This window comes from Simplicispira lacusdiani (genome assembly GCF_003604195.1).
GTDB classification, from domain to species: Bacteria; Pseudomonadota; Gammaproteobacteria; order Burkholderiales; family Burkholderiaceae_C; genus Simplicispira; species Simplicispira lacusdiani.
In genome coordinates, this window is record NZ_QXGR01000010.1 from 98121 (window position 1) to 118424 (window position 20304).

27 protein-coding genes and 1 tRNA gene are annotated in these 20304 nt (G+C 64.2%); 27 read left to right on the forward strand and 1 reads right to left on the reverse strand.

What is annotated here, in order from left to right; translation table 11 throughout:
* Positions 1-37: 37 nt before the first annotated feature.
* The 18 genes from rplN (at position 38) to D8S75_RS14245 (ending at position 8957) form a co-directional block, all read left to right on the forward strand.
* Positions 38-406 (forward strand): 50S ribosomal protein L14, encoded by a 369-nt coding sequence (rplN, locus tag D8S75_RS14160; RefSeq protein WP_119967000.1) that lies wholly within the window; start codon positions 38-40, stop codon positions 404-406.
* A gap of 10 nt (positions 407-416) precedes the next feature.
* On the forward strand, positions 417-737 hold the full coding sequence (rplX, locus tag D8S75_RS14165) for a 50S ribosomal protein L24 (RefSeq protein WP_119967001.1): 321 nt from the start codon (positions 417-419) through the stop codon (positions 735-737).
* Between the two features lie 10 nt (positions 738-747).
* The gene (gene rplE / locus D8S75_RS14170; protein ID WP_119967002.1) at positions 748-1287 is read left to right on the forward strand and encodes a 50S ribosomal protein L5; all 540 of its coding nucleotides are present in this window, start codon (positions 748-750) and stop codon (positions 1285-1287) included.
* Positions 1288-1295: 8 nt separating this feature from the next.
* Positions 1296-1601, forward strand: a complete 306-nt coding sequence (gene rpsN / locus D8S75_RS14175) for a 30S ribosomal protein S14 (RefSeq protein ID WP_119967003.1) — start codon at positions 1296-1298, stop codon at positions 1599-1601.
* A gap of 20 nt (positions 1602-1621) precedes the next feature.
* Positions 1622-2017 carry a 30S ribosomal protein S8 gene (rpsH, locus tag D8S75_RS14180; protein WP_119967004.1) on the forward strand — a complete coding sequence of 132 codons (396 nt, stop codon included), beginning with the start codon at positions 1622-1624 and terminating at the stop codon, positions 2015-2017.
* 26 nt (positions 2018-2043) lie between these two features.
* Positions 2044-2577, forward strand: coding sequence for a 50S ribosomal protein L6 (rplF, locus tag D8S75_RS14185; RefSeq protein WP_119967005.1), 534 nt, complete (start codon positions 2044-2046; stop codon positions 2575-2577).
* Positions 2578-2588: 11 nt separating this feature from the next.
* Entirely contained in the window at positions 2589-2954 is a 366-nt protein-coding gene (rplR, locus tag D8S75_RS14190) for a 50S ribosomal protein L18 (protein WP_119967006.1), read from the forward strand.
* A 17-nt stretch (positions 2955-2971) separates the two neighbouring features.
* Positions 2972-3490, forward strand: coding sequence for a 30S ribosomal protein S5 (gene rpsE / locus D8S75_RS14195; RefSeq protein ID WP_119967007.1), 519 nt, complete (start codon positions 2972-2974; stop codon positions 3488-3490).
* 14 nt (positions 3491-3504) lie between these two features.
* Positions 3505-3687 carry a 50S ribosomal protein L30 gene (rpmD, locus tag D8S75_RS14200; RefSeq protein ID WP_119967008.1) on the forward strand — a complete coding sequence of 61 codons (183 nt, stop codon included), beginning with the start codon at positions 3505-3507 and terminating at the stop codon, positions 3685-3687.
* Between the two features lie 10 nt (positions 3688-3697).
* Positions 3698-4129 (forward strand): 50S ribosomal protein L15, encoded by a 432-nt coding sequence (rplO, locus tag D8S75_RS14205; RefSeq protein WP_119967038.1) that lies wholly within the window; start codon positions 3698-3700, stop codon positions 4127-4129.
* A 23-nt stretch (positions 4130-4152) separates the two neighbouring features.
* On the forward strand, positions 4153-5469 hold the full coding sequence (gene secY / locus D8S75_RS14210) for a preprotein translocase subunit SecY (protein ID WP_119967009.1): 1317 nt from the start codon (positions 4153-4155) through the stop codon (positions 5467-5469).
* A gap of 154 nt (positions 5470-5623) precedes the next feature.
* Positions 5624-5737 carry a 50S ribosomal protein L36 gene (rpmJ, locus tag D8S75_RS14215; protein ID WP_005793651.1) on the forward strand — a complete coding sequence of 38 codons (114 nt, stop codon included), beginning with the start codon at positions 5624-5626 and terminating at the stop codon, positions 5735-5737.
* A 24-nt stretch (positions 5738-5761) separates the two neighbouring features.
* Positions 5762-6127 (forward strand): 30S ribosomal protein S13, encoded by a 366-nt coding sequence (rpsM, locus tag D8S75_RS14220; RefSeq protein WP_091457140.1) that lies wholly within the window; start codon positions 5762-5764, stop codon positions 6125-6127.
* 18 nt (positions 6128-6145) lie between these two features.
* Entirely contained in the window at positions 6146-6550 is a 405-nt protein-coding gene (gene rpsK / locus D8S75_RS14225) for a 30S ribosomal protein S11 (RefSeq protein WP_119967010.1), read from the forward strand.
* Between the two features lie 91 nt (positions 6551-6641).
* Positions 6642-7265 (forward strand): 30S ribosomal protein S4, encoded by a 624-nt coding sequence (rpsD, locus tag D8S75_RS14230; protein WP_119967011.1) that lies wholly within the window; start codon positions 6642-6644, stop codon positions 7263-7265.
* A 110-nt stretch (positions 7266-7375) separates the two neighbouring features.
* Positions 7376-8371, forward strand: coding sequence for a DNA-directed RNA polymerase subunit alpha (locus D8S75_RS14235; RefSeq protein ID WP_119967012.1), 996 nt, complete (start codon positions 7376-7378; stop codon positions 8369-8371).
* An 85-nt stretch (positions 8372-8456) separates the two neighbouring features.
* On the forward strand, positions 8457-8855 hold the full coding sequence (gene rplQ / locus D8S75_RS14240) for a 50S ribosomal protein L17 (RefSeq protein WP_119967013.1): 399 nt from the start codon (positions 8457-8459) through the stop codon (positions 8853-8855).
* A gap of 25 nt (positions 8856-8880) precedes the next feature.
* A tRNA-Met gene (locus tag D8S75_RS14245) sits at positions 8881-8957 on the forward strand.
* A gap of 169 nt (positions 8958-9126) precedes the next feature.
* On the opposite strand, the gene D8S75_RS14250 is transcribed toward D8S75_RS14245, so the two are convergent.
* Positions 9127-9633: a MarR family winged helix-turn-helix transcriptional regulator gene (locus D8S75_RS14250; protein WP_119967014.1), complete on the reverse strand. Its 507-nt coding sequence runs from the start codon at positions 9631-9633 to the stop codon at positions 9127-9129.
* Positions 9634-9768: 135 nt separating this feature from the next.
* Between D8S75_RS14250 and D8S75_RS14255 the strand changes: the two genes are divergently transcribed.
* From D8S75_RS14255 to D8S75_RS14295, 9 genes are all read left to right on the forward strand, one after another.
* Complete coding sequence (locus D8S75_RS14255; RefSeq protein WP_119967039.1) at positions 9769-10536, forward strand: glucose 1-dehydrogenase; 768 nt, start codon at positions 9769-9771, stop codon at positions 10534-10536.
* A gap of 37 nt (positions 10537-10573) precedes the next feature.
* On the forward strand, positions 10574-11356 hold the full coding sequence (gene badI / locus D8S75_RS14260; protein ID WP_119967015.1) for a 2-ketocyclohexanecarboxyl-CoA hydrolase: 783 nt from the start codon (positions 10574-10576) through the stop codon (positions 11354-11356).
* A gap of 20 nt (positions 11357-11376) precedes the next feature.
* Positions 11377-13356 carry an AMP-binding protein gene (locus D8S75_RS14265; protein ID WP_119967016.1) on the forward strand — a complete coding sequence of 660 codons (1980 nt, stop codon included), beginning with the start codon at positions 11377-11379 and terminating at the stop codon, positions 13354-13356.
* Between the two features lie 131 nt (positions 13357-13487).
* Positions 13488-14498, forward strand: a complete 1011-nt coding sequence (locus D8S75_RS14270) for a Bug family tripartite tricarboxylate transporter substrate binding protein (protein WP_119967017.1) — start codon at positions 13488-13490, stop codon at positions 14496-14498.
* A gap of 78 nt (positions 14499-14576) precedes the next feature.
* Positions 14577-15734, forward strand: a complete 1158-nt coding sequence (aliB, locus tag D8S75_RS14275; RefSeq protein ID WP_119967018.1) for a cyclohexanecarboxyl-CoA dehydrogenase — start codon at positions 14577-14579, stop codon at positions 15732-15734.
* Between the two features lie 134 nt (positions 15735-15868).
* Positions 15869-17509, forward strand: coding sequence for a cyclohexanecarboxylate-CoA ligase (aliA, locus tag D8S75_RS14280; RefSeq protein ID WP_119967019.1), 1641 nt, complete (start codon positions 15869-15871; stop codon positions 17507-17509).
* A gap of 22 nt (positions 17510-17531) precedes the next feature.
* Positions 17532-18311, forward strand: coding sequence for an enoyl-CoA hydratase (locus tag D8S75_RS14285; RefSeq protein ID WP_119967020.1), 780 nt, complete (start codon positions 17532-17534; stop codon positions 18309-18311).
* Between the two features lie 134 nt (positions 18312-18445).
* Positions 18446-19297, forward strand: a complete 852-nt coding sequence (locus tag D8S75_RS14290) for a branched-chain amino acid ABC transporter permease (protein WP_119967021.1) — start codon at positions 18446-18448, stop codon at positions 19295-19297.
* Positions 19298-19313: 16 nt separating this feature from the next.
* A complete protein-coding gene (locus tag D8S75_RS14295; protein ID WP_119967022.1) occupies positions 19314-20294 on the forward strand; it encodes a branched-chain amino acid ABC transporter permease in 981 nt (326 codons plus the stop codon).
* The last annotated feature ends 10 nt before the right edge of the window (positions 20295-20304 follow it).

The window sequence follows — 20304 nt, forward strand, 5'->3', positions numbered from 1 at the left end:
CATCGGTGGTTTTCTGGTGCAAGTTGGGAATATTGAAATGATCCAGACAGAAACTCGGTTAGACGTTGCCGACAATACCGGCGCGAAGTCCGTCCTGTGCATCAAGGTGCTGGGTGGTTCCAAGCGCCGCTATGCCAGCGTGGGCGACATCATCAAGGTGAGCGTCAAAGAGGCAGCTCCGCGTGGTCGCGTCAAGAAGGGCGAGATCTACAGCGCCGTGGTGGTTCGTACCGCCAAGGGCATCCGCCGTGGCGATGGCTCTCTCGTGAAATTCGACGGCAACGCTGCAGTGTTGCTGAATGCAAAGCTGGAGCCCATCGGCACCCGCATCTTTGGACCCGTGACGCGCGAACTGCGTAGCGAGAAGTTCATGAAGATCGTGTCCCTGGCTCCTGAAGTTCTTTAAGGACAGCGCGATGAACAAGATTCGCAAGGGCGACGAAATCGTCGTGCTCACGGGGCGCGACAAGGGTAAGCGCGGCACGGTTTCGCTGCGCAAGGACGATTCCCATGTGGTCGTCGAAGGCATCAACCTCGTCAAGAAGCACGTCAAGCCGAACCCCATGAAGGGTACGACCGGTGGCATCGTCGAGAAGGCCATGCCTATCCACCAGTCCAACGTGGCAATTTTCAACGCCGCCACTGGCAAGGCTGACCGCGTCGGCATCAAGGTGCAGGCGGACGGTACGCGCGTTCGCGTGTTCAAGTCCAACGGCGCCGAAATCAAGACGGCCTAAGGGGTAAAAAATGGCACGACTCCAACAACATTACCGCAAAAAAGTCGCCCCCGAACTGATGAAGCAGTTCGGCTACACGTCGCCCATGCAGGTTCCGCGCCTGACCAAGATCACGCTCAACATGGGTGTGAGCGAGGCCGTGGCCGACAAAAAGGTCATGGACAACGCCGTGGCCGACCTGACCAAGATTGCTGGTCAGAAGCCCGTTGTCACCAAGGCCAAGAAGGCTATCGCCGGTTTCAAGATCCGCGAAGGCCAGGCCATCGGCTGCATGGTCACGCTGCGTGGCGTGCAGATGTATGAATTCCTCGACCGTTTCGTTACCGTGGCCCTGCCGCGCGTGCGTGACTTCCGTGGTATCTCCGGTCGCGCTTTCGACGGCCGTGGCAACTACAACGTGGGCGTCAAGGAACAGATCATTTTCCCTGAGATCGAGTACGACAAGGTCGACGCACTGCGTGGTCTCAATATCAGCATCACCACGACGGCAACGACCGATGAAGAGTGCAAGGCACTGCTCGCGGGTTTCCGTTTCCCGTTCAAGAACTGAGGCGGCGTATGGCTAAAGTAGCTCTGATCCAGCGCGAACTCAAGCGCGAAAAACTGGCGGCAAAGTATGCAGCGAAATACGCTGAACTGAAGGCTGCTGCAACCGATGTCAAGCGCACCGAAGAAGAGCGTGAAGCAGCCCGTCTGGGCTTGCAGAAGCTCCCGCGCAATGCCAACCCGACGCGTCAACGCAACCGTTGCGCGATCACGGGTCGCCCCCGCGGCACCTTCCGCCAATTCGGTCTGGCCCGCGCCAAGATCCGTGAACTGGTCTTCGCAGGCGACATCCCCGGTGTCACCAAGGCCAGCTGGTAAGCAGGCAGGAGAGATACAACATGAGCATGAGTGATCCCATCGCTGACTTGCTGACCCGCATCCGCAATGCCCAAATGGTTTCCAAGGCCACGGTGTCGGTGCCTTCTTCTAAGGTGAAGATGGCCATCGCCCAGGTGCTGAAGGACGAAGGGTATATCGACGGTTTCCAGGTCAAGACCGAAGGCGGCAAGTCCGAAATCGAAATCGCCCTGAAGTACTACGCCGGACGTCCCGTCATCGAGCGTATCGAGCGCGTCAGCCGCCCCGGCCTGCGCGTGTACAAAGGCCGCGACTCCATTCCACAAGTCATGAACGGTCTGGGTGTGGCTATTGTCACCACCCCCAAGGGCGTCATGACCGATCGCAAGGCGCGTGCTACCGGTGTCGGTGGCGAAGTGCTGTGCTACGTGGCCTAACCCGCGGCATTGAGGAGAACACTGAAATGTCCCGAGTAGGAAAAATGCCCGTGACCATCCCCGCTGGCGTGGATGTGTCCGTTAAAGATGACCAGATCTCCGTTAAGGGTTCTGGTGGTGCGCTGTCGCTGGCGCAGAACGTGCTGGTCAAGGTTTCCAGCGCCGAAGGCAAGCTGAGCTTTGTTCCTGTGAACGACTCCCGCGAAGCCAATGCCATGAGCGGCACGATCCGTCAGCTGGTCAACAACATGGTGGTTGGTGTCAGCAAGGGTTTCGAGAAGAAGCTGAGCCTGGTGGGCGTGGGCTACAAGGCCGCCGCCTCGGGTGCCAAGCTGAACCTGGCTGTCGGCTATTCGCACCCCGTCAATTTCGAGATGCCTGCTGGTATCACGGTGGCCACCCCCACGCCGACGGAAATCGTGATCAAGGGTGCCGACCGTCAGCGCGTCGGTCAGATCGCCGCCGAGATTCGTGCCATTCGTCCGCCCGAGCCTTACAAGGGCAAGGGTATCCGCTATGCGGACGAAAAGATCACGATCAAAGAGACCAAGAAGAAATAAGGAGCTGCAATATGTTGACCAAGAAAGAGCAGCGTCTTCGTCGGGCCCGCCAGACTCGCATCCGCATTGCACAGCAAGGCATCGCGCGTCTGACGGTCAATCGCACGAACCTCCATATCTACGCAACCGTGATCTCTGGCGACGGCAGCAAGGTGCTGGCCAGCGCATCCACCGCCGAAGCCGATGTGCGCGCAGCACTTGGTGGTTCCGGCAAGGGTGGCAATGCTGCTGCAGCCCAAGCCATCGGCAAGCGTATCGCCGAGAAGGCCAAGGCCGCTGGCGTGGAGAAGGTTGCATTTGATCGCGCAGGTTTCGCCTATCACGGCCGCGTCAAGGCTCTGGCCGACGCCGCCCGCGAAGCGGGTCTGCAGTTCTAAGCGGAACGGAATAAAAAATGGCTAAATTTCAACCCCGAGTGCAAGACGAAGGTCGCGACGACGGCATGCGCGAGAAGATGATCGCGGTGAACCGCGTCACCAAGGTCGTGAAGGGCGGTCGTATCCTCGGTTTCGCCGCTTTGACCGTTGTTGGTGATGGCGATGGCCGCGTCGGCATGGGCAAGGGCAAGTCCAAGGAAGTGCCTGCTGCCGTGCAGAAGGCCATGGAAGAAGCGCGTCGCAACATGGTGAAGGTGTCGCTCAAGAACGGCACGATCCACCACACCGTGACGGGCCACCATGGCGCGGCCTACGTGATGATGGCTCCGGCCCCCAAGGGTACCGGCATCATCGCGGGCGGCCCGATGCGTGCCGTGTTCGAAGTGATGGGTATGACCGATATCGTGGCCAAGAGCCACGGTTCCTCGAATCCCTACAACATGGTTCGCGCCACCTTTGACGCACTGACCAATTCCACCACCCCGGCGGAAGTGGCATCCAAGCGCGGCAAGACGGTCGAAGACCTCTTCGCCTGATAGGAGTCTTGACAATGTCTACGCAACAAACCGTGAAGGTCCAGCTGGTACGCAGCCCGATCGGGACCAAGGAGTCCCACCGTGCCACCGTGCGCGGCCTGGGTCTGCGCAAGCTGAACAGTGTCAGCGAACTGCAGGACACCCCTGCCGTGCGCGGCATGATCAACAAGATCAGTTATCTGGTCAAGGTCCTCTGAGAGGTAGATGATGGAACTCAATAGCATCAAGCCCGCGGCTGGCGCCAAGCATGCCAAGCGTCGCGTGGGTCGGGGCATCGGCTCCGGTCTGGGCAAGACAGCGGGTCGCGGCCACAAAGGCCAGAAGTCGCGTGCTGGTGGCTACCACAAGGTCGGTTTCGAAGGCGGTCAGATGCCGCTGCAGCGACGCCTGCCTAAGCGTGGCTTCAAGTCCCAGACGCTGAAATTCAATGCGGAAGTGACGCTGTCGGCTCTGGCCCAACTGGGTCTGGCCGAAGTGGACATGCTGGCGCTCAAGCAGGCTGGTCTCGTGGGCCAGAATGCCAAGGTCGTCAAGGTCATCAATACCGGGGCTATCGGCGCTGCCGTGAAGCTCAGCGGTATTGGTGCCACGGCTGGTGCCAAGGCGGCCATTGAGGCTGCTGGCGGCTCGCTCGCCTGAATCTGTCTTGAAGGATAGCTCCAGTGGCAACTAGCGCAGCCCAAATTGCAAAAACCGGCAAGTACGGTGATCTGCGTCGTCGGCTGGTCTTTCTGTTGCTGGCGCTGGTCGTGTACCGTATCGGGGCGCATATCCCCGTTCCTGGCATCGATCCGGCGCAGCTTCAGCAGCTGTTCAGCGGTCAGCAAGGCATATTGAACCTGTTCAATATGTTTTCGGGTGGTGCGCTTTCGCGGTTCACCGTGTTCGCATTGGGGATCATGCCGTACATCTCGGCATCGATCATCATGCAGCTCATGACCTATGCGGTGCCGACCTTCGAGCAGATGAAGAAGGAAGGCGAGGCTGGTCGCCGCAAGATGACGCAGTACACCCGCTATGGCACGCTGGGCCTGGCGATCTTCCAGTCACTGGGAATCGCTGTGGCGCTGGAAAGCTCCGCAGGTCTTGTGCTCGCACCGGGTTTCGGCTTTCGCATGACGGCCGTGGTGAGCCTGACGGCAGGCACCATGTTCTTGATGTGGCTGGGTGAGCAGATCACCGAGCGCGGCCTGGGTAATGGCATCTCCATCCTGATCTTCGCAGGTATCGCTGCGGGCCTGCCGGGCTCGATTGGTGGCCTCTTGGAACTGGTGCGCACGGGTGCGATGAGCATCGTCGCAGCCATCTTCATCGTGTTGGTGGTGTGCCTGGTCACCTATTTCGTAGTGTTCATCGAACGTGGACAGCGCAAAATTTTGGTGAACTATGCGCGCAGGCAAGTGGGTAACAAGGTCTATGGTGGCCAGTCGTCCCATTTGCCACTCAAGCTGAACATGGCTGGCGTGATCCCTCCGATTTTCGCGTCCTCCATCATTCTGCTGCCCGCTACGGTGGTGAACTGGTTCAGCACGGGTGACTCCATGCGCTGGCTCAAGGATATTTCGGGCGCCCTGACCCCTGGACAGCCTGTCTATGTCATGTTCTATGCGGCTGCGATCATCTTCTTCTGCTTCTTCTACACGGCCCTGGTGTTCAACAGCCGGGAAACTGCAGACAATCTGAAGAAGAGTGGCGCGTTCATTCCGGGCATCCGACCGGGAGATCAGACGGCTCGATACATTGATAAAATCTTGCTGCGATTGACTCTGGTAGGGGCGTTCTACATCACGTTTGTCTGCCTGCTGCCGGAATTCCTGATCATCAAGTACAACGTGCCGTTCTATTTTGGCGGTACATCGCTGTTGATCATCGTGGTGGTGACCATGGATTTCATGGCACAAGTCCAGAACTACATGATGTCGCAGCAGTATGAATCCCTGCTGAAGAAAGCCAATTTCAAGTCGGGTGGTGGCGCCTGACGCGCCTCGTCCCGACGACTGGCAGGCAAGGTATCGGGGCACCGGGAGCTATCACTGGTGCTGGTTTGATTGAACGCTTGGCGTAGGTTCGCCGGCACAACAAGGTGTTTCAGGCTGATTGCCAAGGCACCAGATCTGGTTTTAGGAGAATGAAATGAGAGTTTCGGCTTCGGTCAAGAAAATCTGCCGCAACTGCAAGATCATCCGCCGCAAGGGTGTGGTGCGCGTGATCTGCACGGACCTGCGTCACAAGCAGCGTCAGGGTTGATTAGGAAAGCATTAGAGGACGCACATGGCACGTATCGCTGGTATCAATATTCCGCCGCATCAGCATGCTGAGATTGGCCTGACCGCCATCTACGGCATTGGTCGCACCCGCGCACGCAAGATCTGCGAAGCATGCGACATCGCTTATTCCAAGAAGATCAAGGATCTGACGGATGGCGATCTCGAAAAGATTCGCGACCAGATCGCGCAATTCACCATCGAAGGTGACCTGCGTCGCGAAACCACGATGAACATCAAGCGACTGATGGACATCGGCTGCTACCGGGGTTTCCGCCATCGCCGCGGTCTGCCCATGCGTGGTCAGCGCACCCGCACCAATGCCCGCACCCGCAAGGGTCCGCGCAAGGGCGCTGCTGCACTGAAGAAATAAAGAGATTGAAAGATCAATATGGCCAAGTCTCCTGCCAATAACGCAGCACAGCGCGTTCGCAAGAAGGTTCGCAAGAACGTGTCGGACGGCGTTGCCCACGTGCACGCATCGTTCAACAACACCATCATTACGATCACCGACCGCCAGGGCAATGCCCTGTCGTGGGCATCGTCGGGTGGTCAGGGTTTCAAGGGCTCGCGCAAGTCCACGCCGTTCGCTGCCCAGGTGGCTTCCGAAATGGCCGGCCGTGCCGCCATTGAACAAGGCATCAAGAACCTCGACGTCGAGATCAAGGGTCCTGGCCCTGGCCGCGAGTCGTCTGTCCGCGCCCTGGGCGCCCTGGGTATCCGCATCACCTCGATCTCCGATGTGACCCCGGTTCCCCACAACGGCTGCCGTCCGCAAAAGCGCCGTCGCATCTAATTCACCCAAGCCCACCGCCGTCTGCGCCCGTTACCACGCCGCAGACGGCTCCCGCAATGGTTTGCGGAAGTTGACATAGAAGGATATTCAAGTGGCACGTTACCTCGGCCCCAAGGCCAAACTCTCCCGCCGCGAAGGCACCGACCTGTTCCTCAAGAGCGCACGCCGCTCCATCGCCGACAAGTCGAAGTTCGACTCCAAGCCCGGTCAGCATGGCCGCACTTCGGGTCAGCGCACGTCTGACTACGGCCTGCAACTGCGTGAAAAGCAGAAGGTCAAGCGCATGTACGGCATTCTGGAGAAGCAGTTCCGCCGCTACTTCGAGACCGCTGACGGCAAGAAGGGCAACACCGGCGCCAACCTGCTGTCGCTGCTGGAATGCCGCCTGGACAACGTGGTGTACCGCATGGGTTTCGGTTCCACCCGCGCCGAGGCGCGTCAGCTGGTGTCGCACAAGGCGATCACCGTGAATGGTCAATCGGTCAACATCCCGTCGTACCTGGTCAAGGCCGGGGACGTGGTGGCCGTGCGCGAGAAATCCAAGAAGCAAGGCCGCATCGCCGAAGCCCTGCAACTGGCACAGCAAGTCGGCATGCCCGCGTGGGTCGAAGTCGATGCCGCCAAGGCCGAAGGCGTGTTCAAGAAGGTCCCCGATCGCGACGAATTCGGTGCCGACATCAATGAATCGCTGATCGTCGAGTTGTACTCGCGCTAAGCACCGGCCTGAACTGCCGAAAATCGTACCTGCACCGCGAGGCATCGCGGTGCAGGCGCTTCACCAGCCTTACCGGTGTAACGAGCTGGGGGTATTGAGAGGAAGTCTGCATGCAAACAAATCTGCTGAAACCCAAGGCTATCAATGTCGAGCAGCTTGGCCACAACCGTGCCAAGGTCGCACTGGAGCCGTTCGAGCGTGGGTATGGCCACACGTTGGGCAACGCCATTCGGCGCGTCCTGCTCTCGTCCATGGTGGGTTACGCAGCGACGGAAGTGACGATCGCAGGGGTGCTGCACGAGTACTCCTCCATCGATGGTGTCCAGGAAGACGTCGTCAACATCCTGTTGAACCTCAAGGGCGTGGTGTTCAAGCTCCACAACCGCGACGAAGTCACGCTGAGCCTGCGCAAGGACGGCGATGGCGTTGTGACCGCACGCGACATCCAGACGCCCCATGACGTCGAAATCGTGAACCCCGACCATGTCATCGCCCACCTGTCGCAAGGCGGCAAGCTGGACATGCAGATCAAGGTGGAAAAGGGCCGCGGCTATGTGCCGGGCAATCAGCGCCGCTTCTCGGACGAAACCACCAAGTCTATCGGTCGCATCGTCCTCGACGCTTCGTTCTCGCCCGTCAAGCGCGTGAGCTACACCGTCGAGAGTGCTCGCGTCGAGCAGCGCACCGACCTGGACAAGCTGGTCGTCGAGATCGAGACCAACGGTGCCATCACGGCCGAAGATGCCGTTCGCGCATCCGCCAAGATCCTGGTCGAGCAACTGGCGGTGTTCGCACAGCTGGACGGCGGCGAGATCCCCACGTTCGAGCCTTCGTCGGGCGGCCGCGGCACCAACGCCACGTTCGATCCGATCCTGCTGCGCCCCGTGGACGAGCTGGAACTGACCGTCCGCTCCGCCAACTGCCTCAAGGCAGAGAACATCTATTACATCGGTGACCTCATCCAGCGCACCGAGAACGAATTGCTCAAGACCCCCAACCTGGGTCGCAAGTCGCTCAATGAGATCAAGGAAGTGCTTGCTTCGCGCGGTCTCACGCTGGGTATGAAGCTTGAAAACTGGCCGCCGGCCGGTTTGGACAAGCGTTAAGTTATAATTTTCGGTTCCCTCCCGGGAAGTGCCTCGGGCAGTACCTGATACGGCTGCCTGATTTAATTATTCAAAGGAAAGCACCATGCGCCACGGACACGGCCTCCGCAAACTCAACCGCACCAGCTCGCACCGCCTCGCGATGCTGCAGAACATGATGAACTCGCTCATCGAGCACGAGGCCATCAAGACCACCCTGCCCAAGGCCAAGGAACTGCGCCGCGTGATCGAACCCATGATCACCCTGGCCAAGGTCGACACCGTCGCCAACCGCCGCCTGGCATTCGACCGCCTGCGCGACCGCGACAGCGTCACCAAGCTGTTCAATGATCTGGGCCCCCGCTTCAAGGTTCGCCCCGGTGGTTACACCCGCATCCTGAAGATGGGCTTCCGCGTGGGTGACAACGCCCCCATGGCCTTTGTGGAACTCGTGGAGCGCGCAGCAGAATCCACGGAATCTGCAGGTTCTTCCGCAGAAGCCTAAAAAGCTGCTATAATTTACGTCTTGCCGCGCGATGGAGCAGTCTGGTAGCTCGTTGGGCTCATAACCCAAAGGTCGGAGGTTCAAATCCTTCTCGCGCAACCAATCAAATCAAGCGTCTAGCTTGTCAAAAAGGCCCACTTCGGTGGGCCTTTTTGTTTTTGCGTCGCCGCAGACGGTCATCGGCGGGTCGCATTCCTGCGGTGGGTGGCGCAAGGGCTGCACCACCCGTGGCTGGCGCGCAAGGTGGCCTTGCCACGCCGGCGCCTGCGCATCAATCCGCCTCCTTGCCCCCGCCCTGTGCCAGATCGACGCGCTGCATGTTGTCGAGCAGCTTGAGCAGATAGTGCAGGGTGTGCGTAATGTCGTTCACCGAGAAGCCATCGAGCGCTTCCTCGTAATAGCCATGGATCTTGGGCTGTGCTTCCACCAGCCAGACCTTGCGGCCCGATTCGGTCATCGTGACCAGGCGTGACCTCCGATCGCGCGGATCGGGTGCGGAGGCGATATGTCCATCGCGCTCCATGCGGCTGATGAGCCCCGAGAGATTCTGTCGGCTCACCATCAGGTAGCGGGCCAGGTCGCCAACACTCATTCCTTCGGCGGCCTGGGGCCTGGACAGGGCACCGAGCACTGCCCATTGCTGTGTCGTGAGGCCTTCGGATTCGACGGCCCGCGTTCCGGTTTTATGCAACATATTTGCGCATTGATAGAGTCGAAAGAAGACCCTGTTCGCCAGGTCCATGCGGGTGCTGAGTTCTTTTTCCATAGGGAAAACCATAGTTTTGGATGTTGATTGCAAATGGTGGCTTGCATGCGCAAGAAAAAGATATGACAATATCTTTACTTAAATGTGTTGGCGATGCAAGCCGCATGACCCAGACGATAGCAAGCTTGGCAACCCATGGAGAGCAACATGCAGAGATTCGAGAGCAAAACCGTCGTGGTGACGGGTGGTGGTGGCGGCATCGGTGGCGCGACGGCGCGCCGCGTGGCCGCCGAGGGCGGCAAGGTCGCCGTCTTCGATAGAAACCTGGACGCCGCCGAAACGGTGGCGGCCGGCATCCGTGCGGCAGGTGGCCGCGCCGCGGCCTTCCAGTGCGACATCACCGACCGCGCCCAGGTGGACGCGGCCGTGGCAGCCGCGCAGGCGCAGCTGGGCCCCGTGGACGTGCTGGTCAACAACGCCGGCTGGGACATCTTCAAACCCTTCGTGAAGACGGTGCCCGCCGAGTGGGAGAAGCTCATCGCCATCAACCTCACAGGCGCGCTGCACATGCTGCATGCCGTGCTGCCGGGCATGGCCGAGCGCCAATACGGCCGCATCGTGAACGTCGCCTCCGACGCGGCGCGCGGCGGCTCCTCGGGCGAGGCCGTGTACTCCGCCTGCAAGGGCGGCCTGGTGGCGCTGTCCAAGACGCTGGCGCGTGAGCATGCGCGCCACGGCATCACCGTGAACGTGGTCTGCCCCGGCCCGACCGACACCGCCCTGCTGGCGGGCGTGGCCGAAGGAGCGCGCGACCCGGCCAAGCTGATCGAGGCCTTCAAGAGCGCCATTCCCCTGGGCCGCCTGGGCCAGGGCGAGGACCTGGCCTCGGCCATCGCCTTCATGGGCAGCGACGACGCCAGCTTTGTCACCGGCCAGGTGCTCAGCGTCTCCGGCGGCCTGACCATGCACGGCTGACCCGCCAACACCCATACCCCCTTCCGTGGAGAACACCATGAATTTCGAAGACATCCTGTACGAAGTGCGCAACGGCGTGGCCTGGATCACCATCAACCGTGCCGACAAGATGAACGCCTTCCGGGGCCAGACCTGCGACGAAATCATCCGCGCGCTGAACAAGGCCGGCTACGACAAGAGCGTGGGCGCCATCGTGCTGGCCGGCGCCGGCGACCGTGCCTTCTGCACCGGCGGCGACCAGTCCGCCCACAATGGCAACTACGACGGGCGCGGCACCATCGGCCTGCCGATGGAAGAGCTGCACACCGCCATCCGCGACGTGCCCAAGCCCGTGATCGCCCGCGTGCAGGGCTTCGCCATTGGCGGCGGCAACGTGCTGGCCACCATCTGTGACCTGACCATCTGCTCCGACAAGGCGCAGTTCGGCCAGGTCGGCCCCAAGATGGGCTCGGTGGACCCTGGCTACGGCACGGCCTTCCTGGCCCGCGTGGTCGGCGAGAAGAAGGCGCGCGAGATCTGGTACCTCAACCGCCGTTACAGCGGTGCCGAGGCCGTGACCATGGGCCTGGCCAACTTCTGCTTCCCGCACGACCAGCTCGACGCCGAAGTGCAGAAGATCGGCGAGGAACTGTGCGAGCGCAGCCCCACCGCGCTGGCGATCGCCAAGCGCAGCTTCAACGCCGACACCGCCCACCAGGCCGGCATCGCGGGCCTGGGCATGTACGCGCTCAAGCTGTACTACGACACCGAGGAATCGCGCGAGGGCGTCAACGCGCTCAAGGACAAGCGCAAGCCCGAGTTCCGCAAGTACGCCAAGTAAGCCCGACCGGAAAGCGTGCCATGGCAACCGATGCCCTCCCTTCGTCCGGCGCTGTGTGGCGGCCCGACCGCCGCACGGTGGACAACGCCAACCTCACGCGCTTCATGCGGGCGCTCGGGGTCGACAGTTTCGAAGCGCTCAACGAGCGCGCCAGCGCCGACCCGGCTTGGTTCCATGACGCGCTGATCCGCTTCCTCGACTATCGGTTTGAACAGCCCTGCGAACAGGTGCTGGACCTGGGCGAGGGGCTGCCCTTTGCCCGCTGGTGCGTGGGCGGCACCACCAACGTGGTGCTCAACTGCATCGACCGGCGCCGTGGCACGCCGCGCTACACACAAGAGGCCCTGGTCTGGGAGGGCGAAGACGGCACGGTGACCACCTGGACTTTCGCCGACCTCGACCGCGAAACCTGCCGCCTGGCCTGGGGCCTGCGCCAGCTGGGTCTGGGCCGGGGTGACGTGGTGGGCATGTACCTGCCAAACCTGCCGCAGGCCGCAGCGGCCATGTTGGCCGTGGCCAAGATCGGCGGCATCGTGCTGCCCATGTTCTCGGGCTTTGGCGCCGACGCCATCGCCCAGCGCCTGAACGACGGCCACGCCAAGGCCCTGGTCACGGTAGACGGTTCGCTGCGGCGCGGCAAGCCGGTGGGCGCCAAGGCGGTCGCCGACGAGGCGCTGCGGCAGTGCCCGGGCGTGCACCATGTGGTCGTGCTGGGCCACCTGGCCACCGAACACGGCTGGCAGGCCGGGCGTGATCACTGGTGGCACGAGCTGGTGGCCGGCGCCCCCGCCGACTGCGCCGCCGTGCCCACCGAGGCCATGCCGGCCGATGCCCCCTTCCTGCTGATGTTCACCTCGGGCACCACGGGCAAGCCCAAGGGCGTCGTGCACTCGCATTGCGGCTTCCCGGTCAAGACCGCGCTGGACCTGTCGATCTGCATGGACCTCAAGCCCGAGGACCGCTTTTTGTGGATGTCGGACATGGGCTGGCTCGTGGGCCCGATTCTGGTGTTCGGCGGCCTGCTGGTGGGCTCGACCGTGGTGCTGGCCGAAGGCGCGCCCAACTACCCGCAGCCCGACCGGCTGTGGCGCCTCATCGAGCGCCACCGCGTCAGCTACCTGGGCCTGGCGCCCACGGTGGCACGGCTGTCGATGTCGCTCGATGGCGCGGCGCTCGATGCCCTGGACCTTTCGTCGCTGCGCGTCATCGTTTCCACTGGCGAACCCTGGACGCCCGAGGCCTGGCAGTGGACCTTCGAGCGCGTGGGCAAGAACAATGTCCCGCTGCTCAACTATTCCGGCGGCACCGAGGTGGGCGGCATCCTCACCGGCACGGTGATCCACCCGCTCAAGCCCTGCGCCTTCGCCGGCCCGGTGCCGGGCACCGGCGCCGACGTGGTCGATGCCGAAGGCGCCAGCGTCGGCCCCGGCGTGACGGGCGAACTGGTGATGCGCAGCCCCAGCATCGGCCTGACGCGCGGGTTGTGGCACGACCGCGAGCGCTACCTGGAGAGCTACTGGTCACGCCTGCCCGGGCTGTGGGTGCATGGCGACTTCGCCAGCCGCGACGCCGACGGCATGTGGTACGTGCATGGCCGCTCCGACGACACGCTCAAGATCGCCGGCAAGCGCACCGGGCCCTCGGAAATCGAGGCTCTGCTGATGGCCACCGGCCTGGTCCAGGACGCCGCCGCCATCGGTGTGCCCGATGCGGTCAAGGGCACGGCGGTGGTCTGCATCTGCGTGCCGCGCCCCGGCATCGACCCGGCGGGCGCGCTCAAGACCCTGTCGGCTGCCGTCGTGGCCGGCCTCGGCGGCGCCTTCCGTCCAGCCCAGGTGGTGCTGGTGGACGACCTGCCGCGCACCCGCAACATGAAGCTGATGCGCCGCGTCGTGCGCGCCTCGTGGCTGGGCGACGACCCGGGCGACCTCAGCACGCTGGTCAACCCTGAATCGGTGCAGGCCATCCGCGCGGCGTTGGCCGCCCAGGGAGGTGCGTGATGCGCCGCGACCACACACCGGCGAAGGCCCCCGCGCCAACACGGGTCGCCTTCGCCGCGCACCGCACCGCCCGGCCGGGTGGGCGGACACCGGCCTGAGAGCCGGCCAGCCATGACAACACAGGAGACACCATGACCACCACCCTCGCACCCCGCCGCAGCCTGCGCTGCCTCGCACGCCGCACCCTGACCCTCGGTGCCGCCGCATTTCTCGCCACGGCCGCGCTGCCGGCCGCCAGCCAGTCCGCCGCGTGGCCGTCCAAGCCCGTGCGCCTGGTGGTGGGCTTCGCACCCGGCGGCGGCACCGACGTGATGGCCCGCGCCCTGGCGCAATCGCTCTCCGAGTCCATGGGCCAGACCTTCATCGTGGACAACAAGCCCGGCGTCAGCGGCACGCTGAGCGCCAGCGAGGTGTCGCGCGCCGTGCCCGATGGCTACACCTTCCTCGTCGCGCCGACCTCGGTGGAAACCGTCAACCCGCTGCTGTTCAAGTCCCCCCTGGTGCCCACGCGCGATCTGGCGCCCGTGATGGGCATCGGGCGCATGCAGATGTACCTGGTGGCGCGCCCGACGATGGAGGCCAAGGACGTCAAGCAGCTCATCGCCCTGGCGAAATCCCAGCCGGGCAAGCTCAACTACGCGTCCTCGGGGCCCGGCACGCCGCCCCATCTGGCCGGCGAGCTGTTCAAGCAAAGTACCGGGACCTTCATCACGCACGTGCCCTACCGAGGCTCCGCCCCGGCCCTGCAGGACGTGATGGCCAGCCAGGCCGATTTCGTTTTCGACCCCGGCATCGCCTTCCCCCACATCAAGGCCGGCAAGGTCAAGTTGCTGGCCGTGGCCAGCGACCGCAAGTCGCCGTTCTTCCCGGACGCGCCCACCTACGCCGACCTGGGCATCAAGAACGCCAGCCTGGACATCTGGTTCGGCGTCTGGGCGCCGAACAAGGTGCCCGCCGAGATCACCGAGCGCCTGTCGCGCGAGATTGCCAAGGCCCTGGCTGCGCCCGCGCTCAAGGAGCGCTTCAACAGCCTGGGCGCCGAGCCCACCGCGCTGGAGACGGCCCCGTTCCGCAAGCTGCTGACCGACGAGGGCGGCTCGCTGTCGGCGCTGATCAAGGACCGCAAGATCGTCGCCGACTGAGCCCCCACGCCCTTGCCATCGACGGCGCCCCCGCCGAGCCACCACACCCGCGAGGTGGCGCCATTTCTGGAGACCCTGATGAACCCGACCCCCTATATCAACGAAGACCTGCAGGCGCTGGCCGAATCGGTGCGCCGCTTTGCCCAGGAGAAGGTCGCGCCTGGCTTCCAGGAGCGCGACCGTACCCGCGTGCTCGACCGTGCGCTGCTGCGCGAGATGGGCGAGCTGGGCTTCATCGTGCCCGAGCTGCCCGAGCAGTTTGGCGGCCTGGGCCTGGGCTGCCTGGCGGCCGGCGTGATCCACGAGGAAATGGCCCGTGCCGACCTGAGCTTCTCGTACCTGAACCTGCTGGCCTCGCTGAACGCGCAGATCCTGTCCAAGTACGGCCAGCCGGACGTGGTCAAGCCCTGGCTGCAAAAGCTGATCCGCGGCGAGGCCATCTGCGCCATCGCGCTGACCGAGCCGCGCGGCGGCTCGGACGCGGCCAACCTGCGCCTGAAGATCGAGCGCGTGGGCGACGACTACGTCATCAACGGCGAGAAGACCTCCATCTCGGCCGCCGACCAGGCCGACATCGCCGTGGTCTTCGGCCGCACCGGCACGCCCGAAGCGGGCGCGCATGGCGTCACGGCCCTGCTGGTGCCGATGAACACGCCCGGCGTCACCACCAACCGCTTCGACTGCCACGGCCAGCGCGCCATCGGGCGCGGCTCGATCTTCTTCGAGAACGTGCGCGTGCCCGTCAGCCACCGCCTGGGCGACGAGAACAAGGGCTTCGTGCAGGTGATGCACGGCTTTGATTTCTCGCGCTCGCTCATCGGCCTGCAATGCCTGGCCGTCGCGCGCGTGGCGCTGGAGGAAACCTGGAAATACATCACCGAGCGCCAGGCCTTCGGCCAGCCGCTCTCGGCCTTCCAGGGCGTGACGCACCCGCTCGCGCAGTACGACACCGAGGTCGAGGGCGCGCGCCTGCTGTGCCTGCAGGGCCTGTGGCTCAAGGACCAGGGCCTGCCCCACACCGCCGAGGCCGGCATGGCCAAGTGGTGGGGCCCCAAGCTGGCCTACGACGTGATCCACCAGTGCCTGCTGTGCTTCGGCCACGGCGGCTACGACCGGGGCCTGATGGAACAGCGCCTGCGCGACGTGCTGGGCTTCCAGATCGGCGACGGCACGGCCCAGATCATGAAAACCATCATCGCCCGCACGCGGGCGGGGCGGAAGTTCGTGCCGGCATGAGGCCACTGGCGCTGTCAAAAAAGATAGCTGACAGCGCTTGAATTTGCAGGCTTTGAATGAGAAAAGTGCCTGAAACCCTTGATTGACAAGCGCGAAGCGCTCCTGTTTTTAAGACACACCACCGGAGACACACCATGGAATTCGACGCCGTACTGCTGCCCCCGCGCCGTGAGCGCATGATCGCCCAGGGCCTCTGGCACGACCGCACCATCAACCACGACCTCGATGCCTGCGCCGCCGCCTGCCCCGACAAGCTCGCGCTGACGGCGCTGCGGGTCGAGACCGGTGAGATGCGCCGTTTCACCTACGCCGAACTGTCGCGCATGGCCGACCGCATCGCCGTGGGCCTGGCGCGGCTGGGCGTGGGCAAGAACGACATCGTGGCCTGCCAGCTACCCAACTGGTGGCAGTTCACGCTGGTCTACCTGGCCTGCTCGCGCATCGGCGCGGTGATGAACCCGCTGATGCACATCTTCCGCGAGCGCGAGCTGTCGTTCATGCTCCAGCATGGCGAGGCCAAGGTCATGATCGCGCCCAAGGTGTTCCGGGGTTTCGACTTCGAGAAGATGATCACCGACCTGCGGCCCAGCCTGCCGCACCTGCAGCACCTGGTGGTGGTGGACGGCACCGGCCCCAACAGCTTCGAGGCGCTGCTCAGCGGCCCCGAGTGGGAGAACGCGCCGGACGCGCAGGACATCCTCACGCGCCACCGCCCCGGCCCGGACGACGTGACCCAGATCATCTACACCTCGGGCACCACCGGCGAGCCCAAGGGCGTGATGCACACGGCCAACACCGTGATGGCCAACATCATCCCCTACGCCCAGCGGCTGCGCCTGGATGCCGAGGACGTCATCCTGATGGCCTCGCCCATGGCCCACCAGACCGGCTTCATGTACGGGCTGATCATGCCCGTCCTGCTCAAGGCCAGCGTGGTGCTGCAGGACATCTGGGAGCCCAAGAAGGCGATCGAACTGGTCCAGAAGGAAGGCGTGACCTTCACCATGGCCTCGACACCGTTCCTGACCGACCTGGCCAAGACGGTGACCGAGACCCAGCAGGCCGTGCCCACGCTGCGCATCTTCCTGTGCGCCGGCGCGCCCATTCCGGGGCCGCTGGTGGAGCAGGCGCGTGCCGCTCTCGGCGCGAAAATCGTCTCCGCCTGGGGCATGACGGAAAACGGCGCGGTCACGCTGACCCAGCTCGACGACGACGACGAGCGCTCGTTCTCCACCGACGGCTGTCCGCTGCCCGGCGTGGAGGTGAAGGTGGTCGATGGCGACGGCACGGATCTGCCCGTGGGCGAGGCCGGCCGCCTGATGCTGCGCTCGTGCTCCAACTTCGGCGGCTACCTCAAGCGCGCGCACCTCAACGGCACCGATGCCGGCGACTGGTTCGACACCGGCGACCTGGCGCGCATCGATGCACGGGGCTACATCCGCATCACCGGCCGCAGCAAGGACGTGATCATCCGTGGCGGCGAGAACATCCCGGTCGTCGAGATCGAGTCGCTGCTGTACCGCCACCCCGCCGTGGCCATGGCCGCCATCGTGGCCTACCCCGACGAGCGCCTGGGCGAACGCGCCTGCGCCGTGGTGGTGACGAAACCGGGCCAGACCTTCGACCTGCCCACCATGGTGGAGTACCTCAAGAGCCAGAAGGTGGCCCTGCAGTACATCCCCGAGCGCCTGGAGGTCACCGACGCCATGCCGGCCACGCCGTCCGGCAAGATCCAGAAGTTCAAGCTGCGCGAGCTGATGCGCGCCCAGGGCTGATCCACTCCACCGGAGACACCGCATGACGGACGACCGCCCCCTCCGCGTGGAAACGCAAGGCCGCGTGGGCCTGATCACCCTGCACCGGCCCCTGCAGCTCAACGCCCTGAACGACGCCCTGATGGACGCCCTGGGCGAGGCCCTCCTGGCCTTTGACGCCGACCCCGGCATCGGTGCCATCGTCATCACGGGGAGCGAGAAGGCCTTTGCCGCCGGTGCCGACATCGAGGCCATGGCCGACTGGACGTTCATGGACGTCACCCAGGGCCAATTCATCACGCGCAACTGGGAAACCATCCGCAGCGTGCGCAAGCCCGTGATCGCCGCCGTGGCCGGCTACGCCATGGGCGGCGGCTGCGAGCTGGCGCTGGCCTGCGACGTCATCGTGGCGGCCGAGTCGGCGCGCTTCGCGCTGCCCGAGATCAAGCTGGCCATGCTGCCCGGCGCGGGTGGCACGCAGCGCCTGCCGCGCGCCATCGGCAAGGCCAAGGCCATGGACATGTGCCTCTCTGCCCGCATGCTCGACGCGCAGGAGGCCGACCGCTACGGCCTGGTCTCGCGCGTGGTGCCCGACGCCGAACTGCTGGAGCGCACCCTGGCCCTGGCCACGCAGATCGCCGCGTTCTCGCTGCCCGCGCTGGTGGCGATCAAGGAGTCGGTGAACCGCGCCTGGGAAAGCCCGCTGACCGAGGGCATCTTGTTCGAGCGCCGCGCGCTCTACGGGCGCTTTGCCAGCAGCGACGCGCACGAGGGCATGCACGCCTTCCTGGACAAGCGCAAGCCGGCCTTCGCGCACCGCTGAGGCGCTGTTTTCAAGTGTTTTGTGCCTCAAAGCCAATGAAATAAAGCGCCAATAGCTACAAATAGCATAGCAAACGAAGGGGGCTCCGATGGCCGCGGTGCGCGCCACGAGAGCCCAGACCAGGAGACAAGAACATGCTGACGATCAATCTCTTCAACGGATTGGTGTACGGGGCGCTGCTCATCGTGATGAGCTCGGGCCTGGCGCTGATCTACGGCCTGCGGCGCGTGGTGAACTTCGCCCACGGCGCGCTGTACATGCTGGGCGCCTACATCGGCTACACGGTGGCGCAGCACAGCAACTTCTGGGTGGCGCTGCTCGTGGCGCCCCTGGCCATGGCGGTGGTGGGCGTGCTGCTCGACCGCTACGGCTTCCGTCTGCTGCAGGACCGCGAGCCGCTCAACGTGATGCTCGTCACCTTCGGCCTGCTGCTGATCCTGGAAGACCTCGTGGTCTTCATCTGGGGCAAGAGCAACTATTCGCTGTTCACGCCTGAGCTGCTCGCTTTCCCCGTCAACCTGTTCGGCAACGAGGTGCCGGCCTACCGCATCGGCGTGATCGTGGTGGGCGCCGTGGTGGCGCTGGGTCTGACGCTGTGGCTGCGCTATTCGCGCATGGGGCTGTTCGTGCGCGCCGCCAGCACCGACCCCGTGACCACGTCGATGCAGGGCGTCAACACCGACGTGCTCAGCGCCTCGGTGGTGGGCCTGGGCAGCGCGCTGGCGGGCCTGGCCGGCGTGGTGGCCGCGCCCTTCCTGTCGCTGTCGCCGCACATGAGCTCGGACGTGCTGATCGACTCCTTCGTGGTTGTGGTCATCGGCGGCCTCGGGTCGCTGGCCGGCGCCTTCATCGCCGCCCTCCTGCTCGGAATGATGCAGGCCATCGGCGCGGTCTACCTGCCGGAAGTGTCGGTGCTGCTGCCCTTCATCTTCATGATCGCCGTCCTGATCTGGAAGCCGTCCGGCCTGGCCGGCAGCCGCACCTGAACGCCGGAGAGAGAACATGAGTCTTGTACGTACCGGCGCTCTGTCGCTCCTGGCCCTCGGTGGTGGCGCCGCCATCATGCAGGTGACCACGTCCAGCAGCCTGCTGGGCATGTTCACGCAGGCCGTCATCTATGCCATCTTCGCCCTGGGCGTGGGGGTGCTGCTCAAGCAGAACGGCCTGGTCAGCTTCGGCCATGCGCTGTTCTTCGGCGCCGCGGGCTACGGCATGGGCATCGTTCTGGCGCTCGACTGGATGCCGGCGGAATGGGCCATGCTGGTGGTGCTCCTGGCCATCGGCGCCGTGGCCTTCCTGATGGGCCTGGTCATCGTGCGCGTGCCGGGCATCGCCTTCGGCATGCTGACGCTGGCCATCGGCCAGATGGTGTACCTGCTGGCCTCGCGCGCCCGGGGCATGACCGGCGGCTCCGACGGCATGGGCATCAACTGGCCCTCGACCGTGTTCGGCTTCTCGCAGTCCATGCTGCTCAAGCCCGCGACGCTGTTCATGATCAGCTGGACCGTGATGGTGCTCGTGACCTTCGTGCTGCTGTGGATCCTGCGCACGCGCTTTGGCTCCATCACCGAGGCCATCCGCGACAACGAGGAGCGGGCGCGCTTCATTGGCATCACCACCACCGTGCCCCGCGCGGCGGTGTACGCGCTGTCCGCCGTGGTCACGGGCATCGCTGGCCTGCTGTCTTCCTTCAACACCGGCTTCGTCTCGCCCGAGAACCTGCACTGGAGCGTCTCGGCCATCACCCTGCTGATGGTGGTGGTGGGGGGCTTCAAGACGGCCCTGGGGCCCATCGTCGGCGCCATCGTCTATTTCCTGTTCAAGGACCTGCTGGGTGAATACGCCACCCATTCCATGGCGCTGTTTGGCGCCGCGCTCATCGCCGTCATCGTGTTCTCGCCCGACGGCATCGTGGGTGCGGTGCAGCGCCTGCGCAAGGGCGGAGGCCTGAAGGGCGGTCGGCGCCATGCGGGCGGTCACTGACGGCGCGATG

Bases quoted from the DNA above. Each gene is read 5' to 3' on its own strand.
- rplN (WP_119967000.1), top strand. From the start codon at position 38: ATGATCCAGACAGAAACTCGGTTAGACGTTGCCGACAATACCGGCGCG.
- rplX (WP_119967001.1), top strand. From the start codon at position 417: ATGAACAAGATTCGCAAGGGCGACGAAATCGTCGTGCTCACGGGGCGC.
- rplE (WP_119967002.1), top strand. From the start codon at position 748: ATGGCACGACTCCAACAACATTACCGCAAAAAAGTCGCCCCCGAACTG.
- rpsN (WP_119967003.1), top strand. From the start codon at position 1,296: ATGGCTAAAGTAGCTCTGATCCAGCGCGAACTCAAGCGCGAAAAACTG.
- rpsH (WP_119967004.1), top strand. From the start codon at position 1,622: ATGAGCATGAGTGATCCCATCGCTGACTTGCTGACCCGCATCCGCAAT.
- rplF (WP_119967005.1), top strand. From the start codon at position 2,044: ATGTCCCGAGTAGGAAAAATGCCCGTGACCATCCCCGCTGGCGTGGAT.
- rplR (WP_119967006.1), top strand. From the start codon at position 2,589: ATGTTGACCAAGAAAGAGCAGCGTCTTCGTCGGGCCCGCCAGACTCGC.
- rpsE (WP_119967007.1), top strand. From the start codon at position 2,972: ATGGCTAAATTTCAACCCCGAGTGCAAGACGAAGGTCGCGACGACGGC.
- rpmD (WP_119967008.1), top strand. From the start codon at position 3,505: ATGTCTACGCAACAAACCGTGAAGGTCCAGCTGGTACGCAGCCCGATC.
- rplO (WP_119967038.1), top strand. From the start codon at position 3,698: ATGGAACTCAATAGCATCAAGCCCGCGGCTGGCGCCAAGCATGCCAAG.
- rpmJ (WP_005793651.1), top strand. From the start codon at position 5,624: ATGAGAGTTTCGGCTTCGGTCAAGAAAATCTGCCGCAACTGCAAGATC.
- rpsM (WP_091457140.1), top strand. From the start codon at position 5,762: ATGGCACGTATCGCTGGTATCAATATTCCGCCGCATCAGCATGCTGAG.
- rpsK (WP_119967010.1), top strand. From the start codon at position 6,146: ATGGCCAAGTCTCCTGCCAATAACGCAGCACAGCGCGTTCGCAAGAAG.
- D8S75_RS14235 (WP_119967012.1), top strand. From the start codon at position 7,376: ATGCAAACAAATCTGCTGAAACCCAAGGCTATCAATGTCGAGCAGCTT.
- rplQ (WP_119967013.1), top strand. From the start codon at position 8,457: ATGCGCCACGGACACGGCCTCCGCAAACTCAACCGCACCAGCTCGCAC.
- D8S75_RS14250 (WP_119967014.1), bottom strand. From the start codon at position 9,633: ATGGTTTTCCCTATGGAAAAAGAACTCAGCACCCGCATGGACCTGGCG.
- D8S75_RS14255 (WP_119967039.1), top strand. From the start codon at position 9,769: ATGCAGAGATTCGAGAGCAAAACCGTCGTGGTGACGGGTGGTGGTGGC.
- badI (WP_119967015.1), top strand. From the start codon at position 10,574: ATGAATTTCGAAGACATCCTGTACGAAGTGCGCAACGGCGTGGCCTGG.
- D8S75_RS14265 (WP_119967016.1), top strand. From the start codon at position 11,377: ATGGCAACCGATGCCCTCCCTTCGTCCGGCGCTGTGTGGCGGCCCGAC.
- D8S75_RS14270 (WP_119967017.1), top strand. From the start codon at position 13,488: ATGACCACCACCCTCGCACCCCGCCGCAGCCTGCGCTGCCTCGCACGC.
- aliB (WP_119967018.1), top strand. From the start codon at position 14,577: ATGAACCCGACCCCCTATATCAACGAAGACCTGCAGGCGCTGGCCGAA.
- aliA (WP_119967019.1), top strand. From the start codon at position 15,869: ATGGAATTCGACGCCGTACTGCTGCCCCCGCGCCGTGAGCGCATGATC.
- D8S75_RS14285 (WP_119967020.1), top strand. From the start codon at position 17,532: ATGACGGACGACCGCCCCCTCCGCGTGGAAACGCAAGGCCGCGTGGGC.
- D8S75_RS14290 (WP_119967021.1), top strand. From the start codon at position 18,446: ATGCTGACGATCAATCTCTTCAACGGATTGGTGTACGGGGCGCTGCTC.
- D8S75_RS14295 (WP_119967022.1), top strand. From the start codon at position 19,314: ATGAGTCTTGTACGTACCGGCGCTCTGTCGCTCCTGGCCCTCGGTGGT.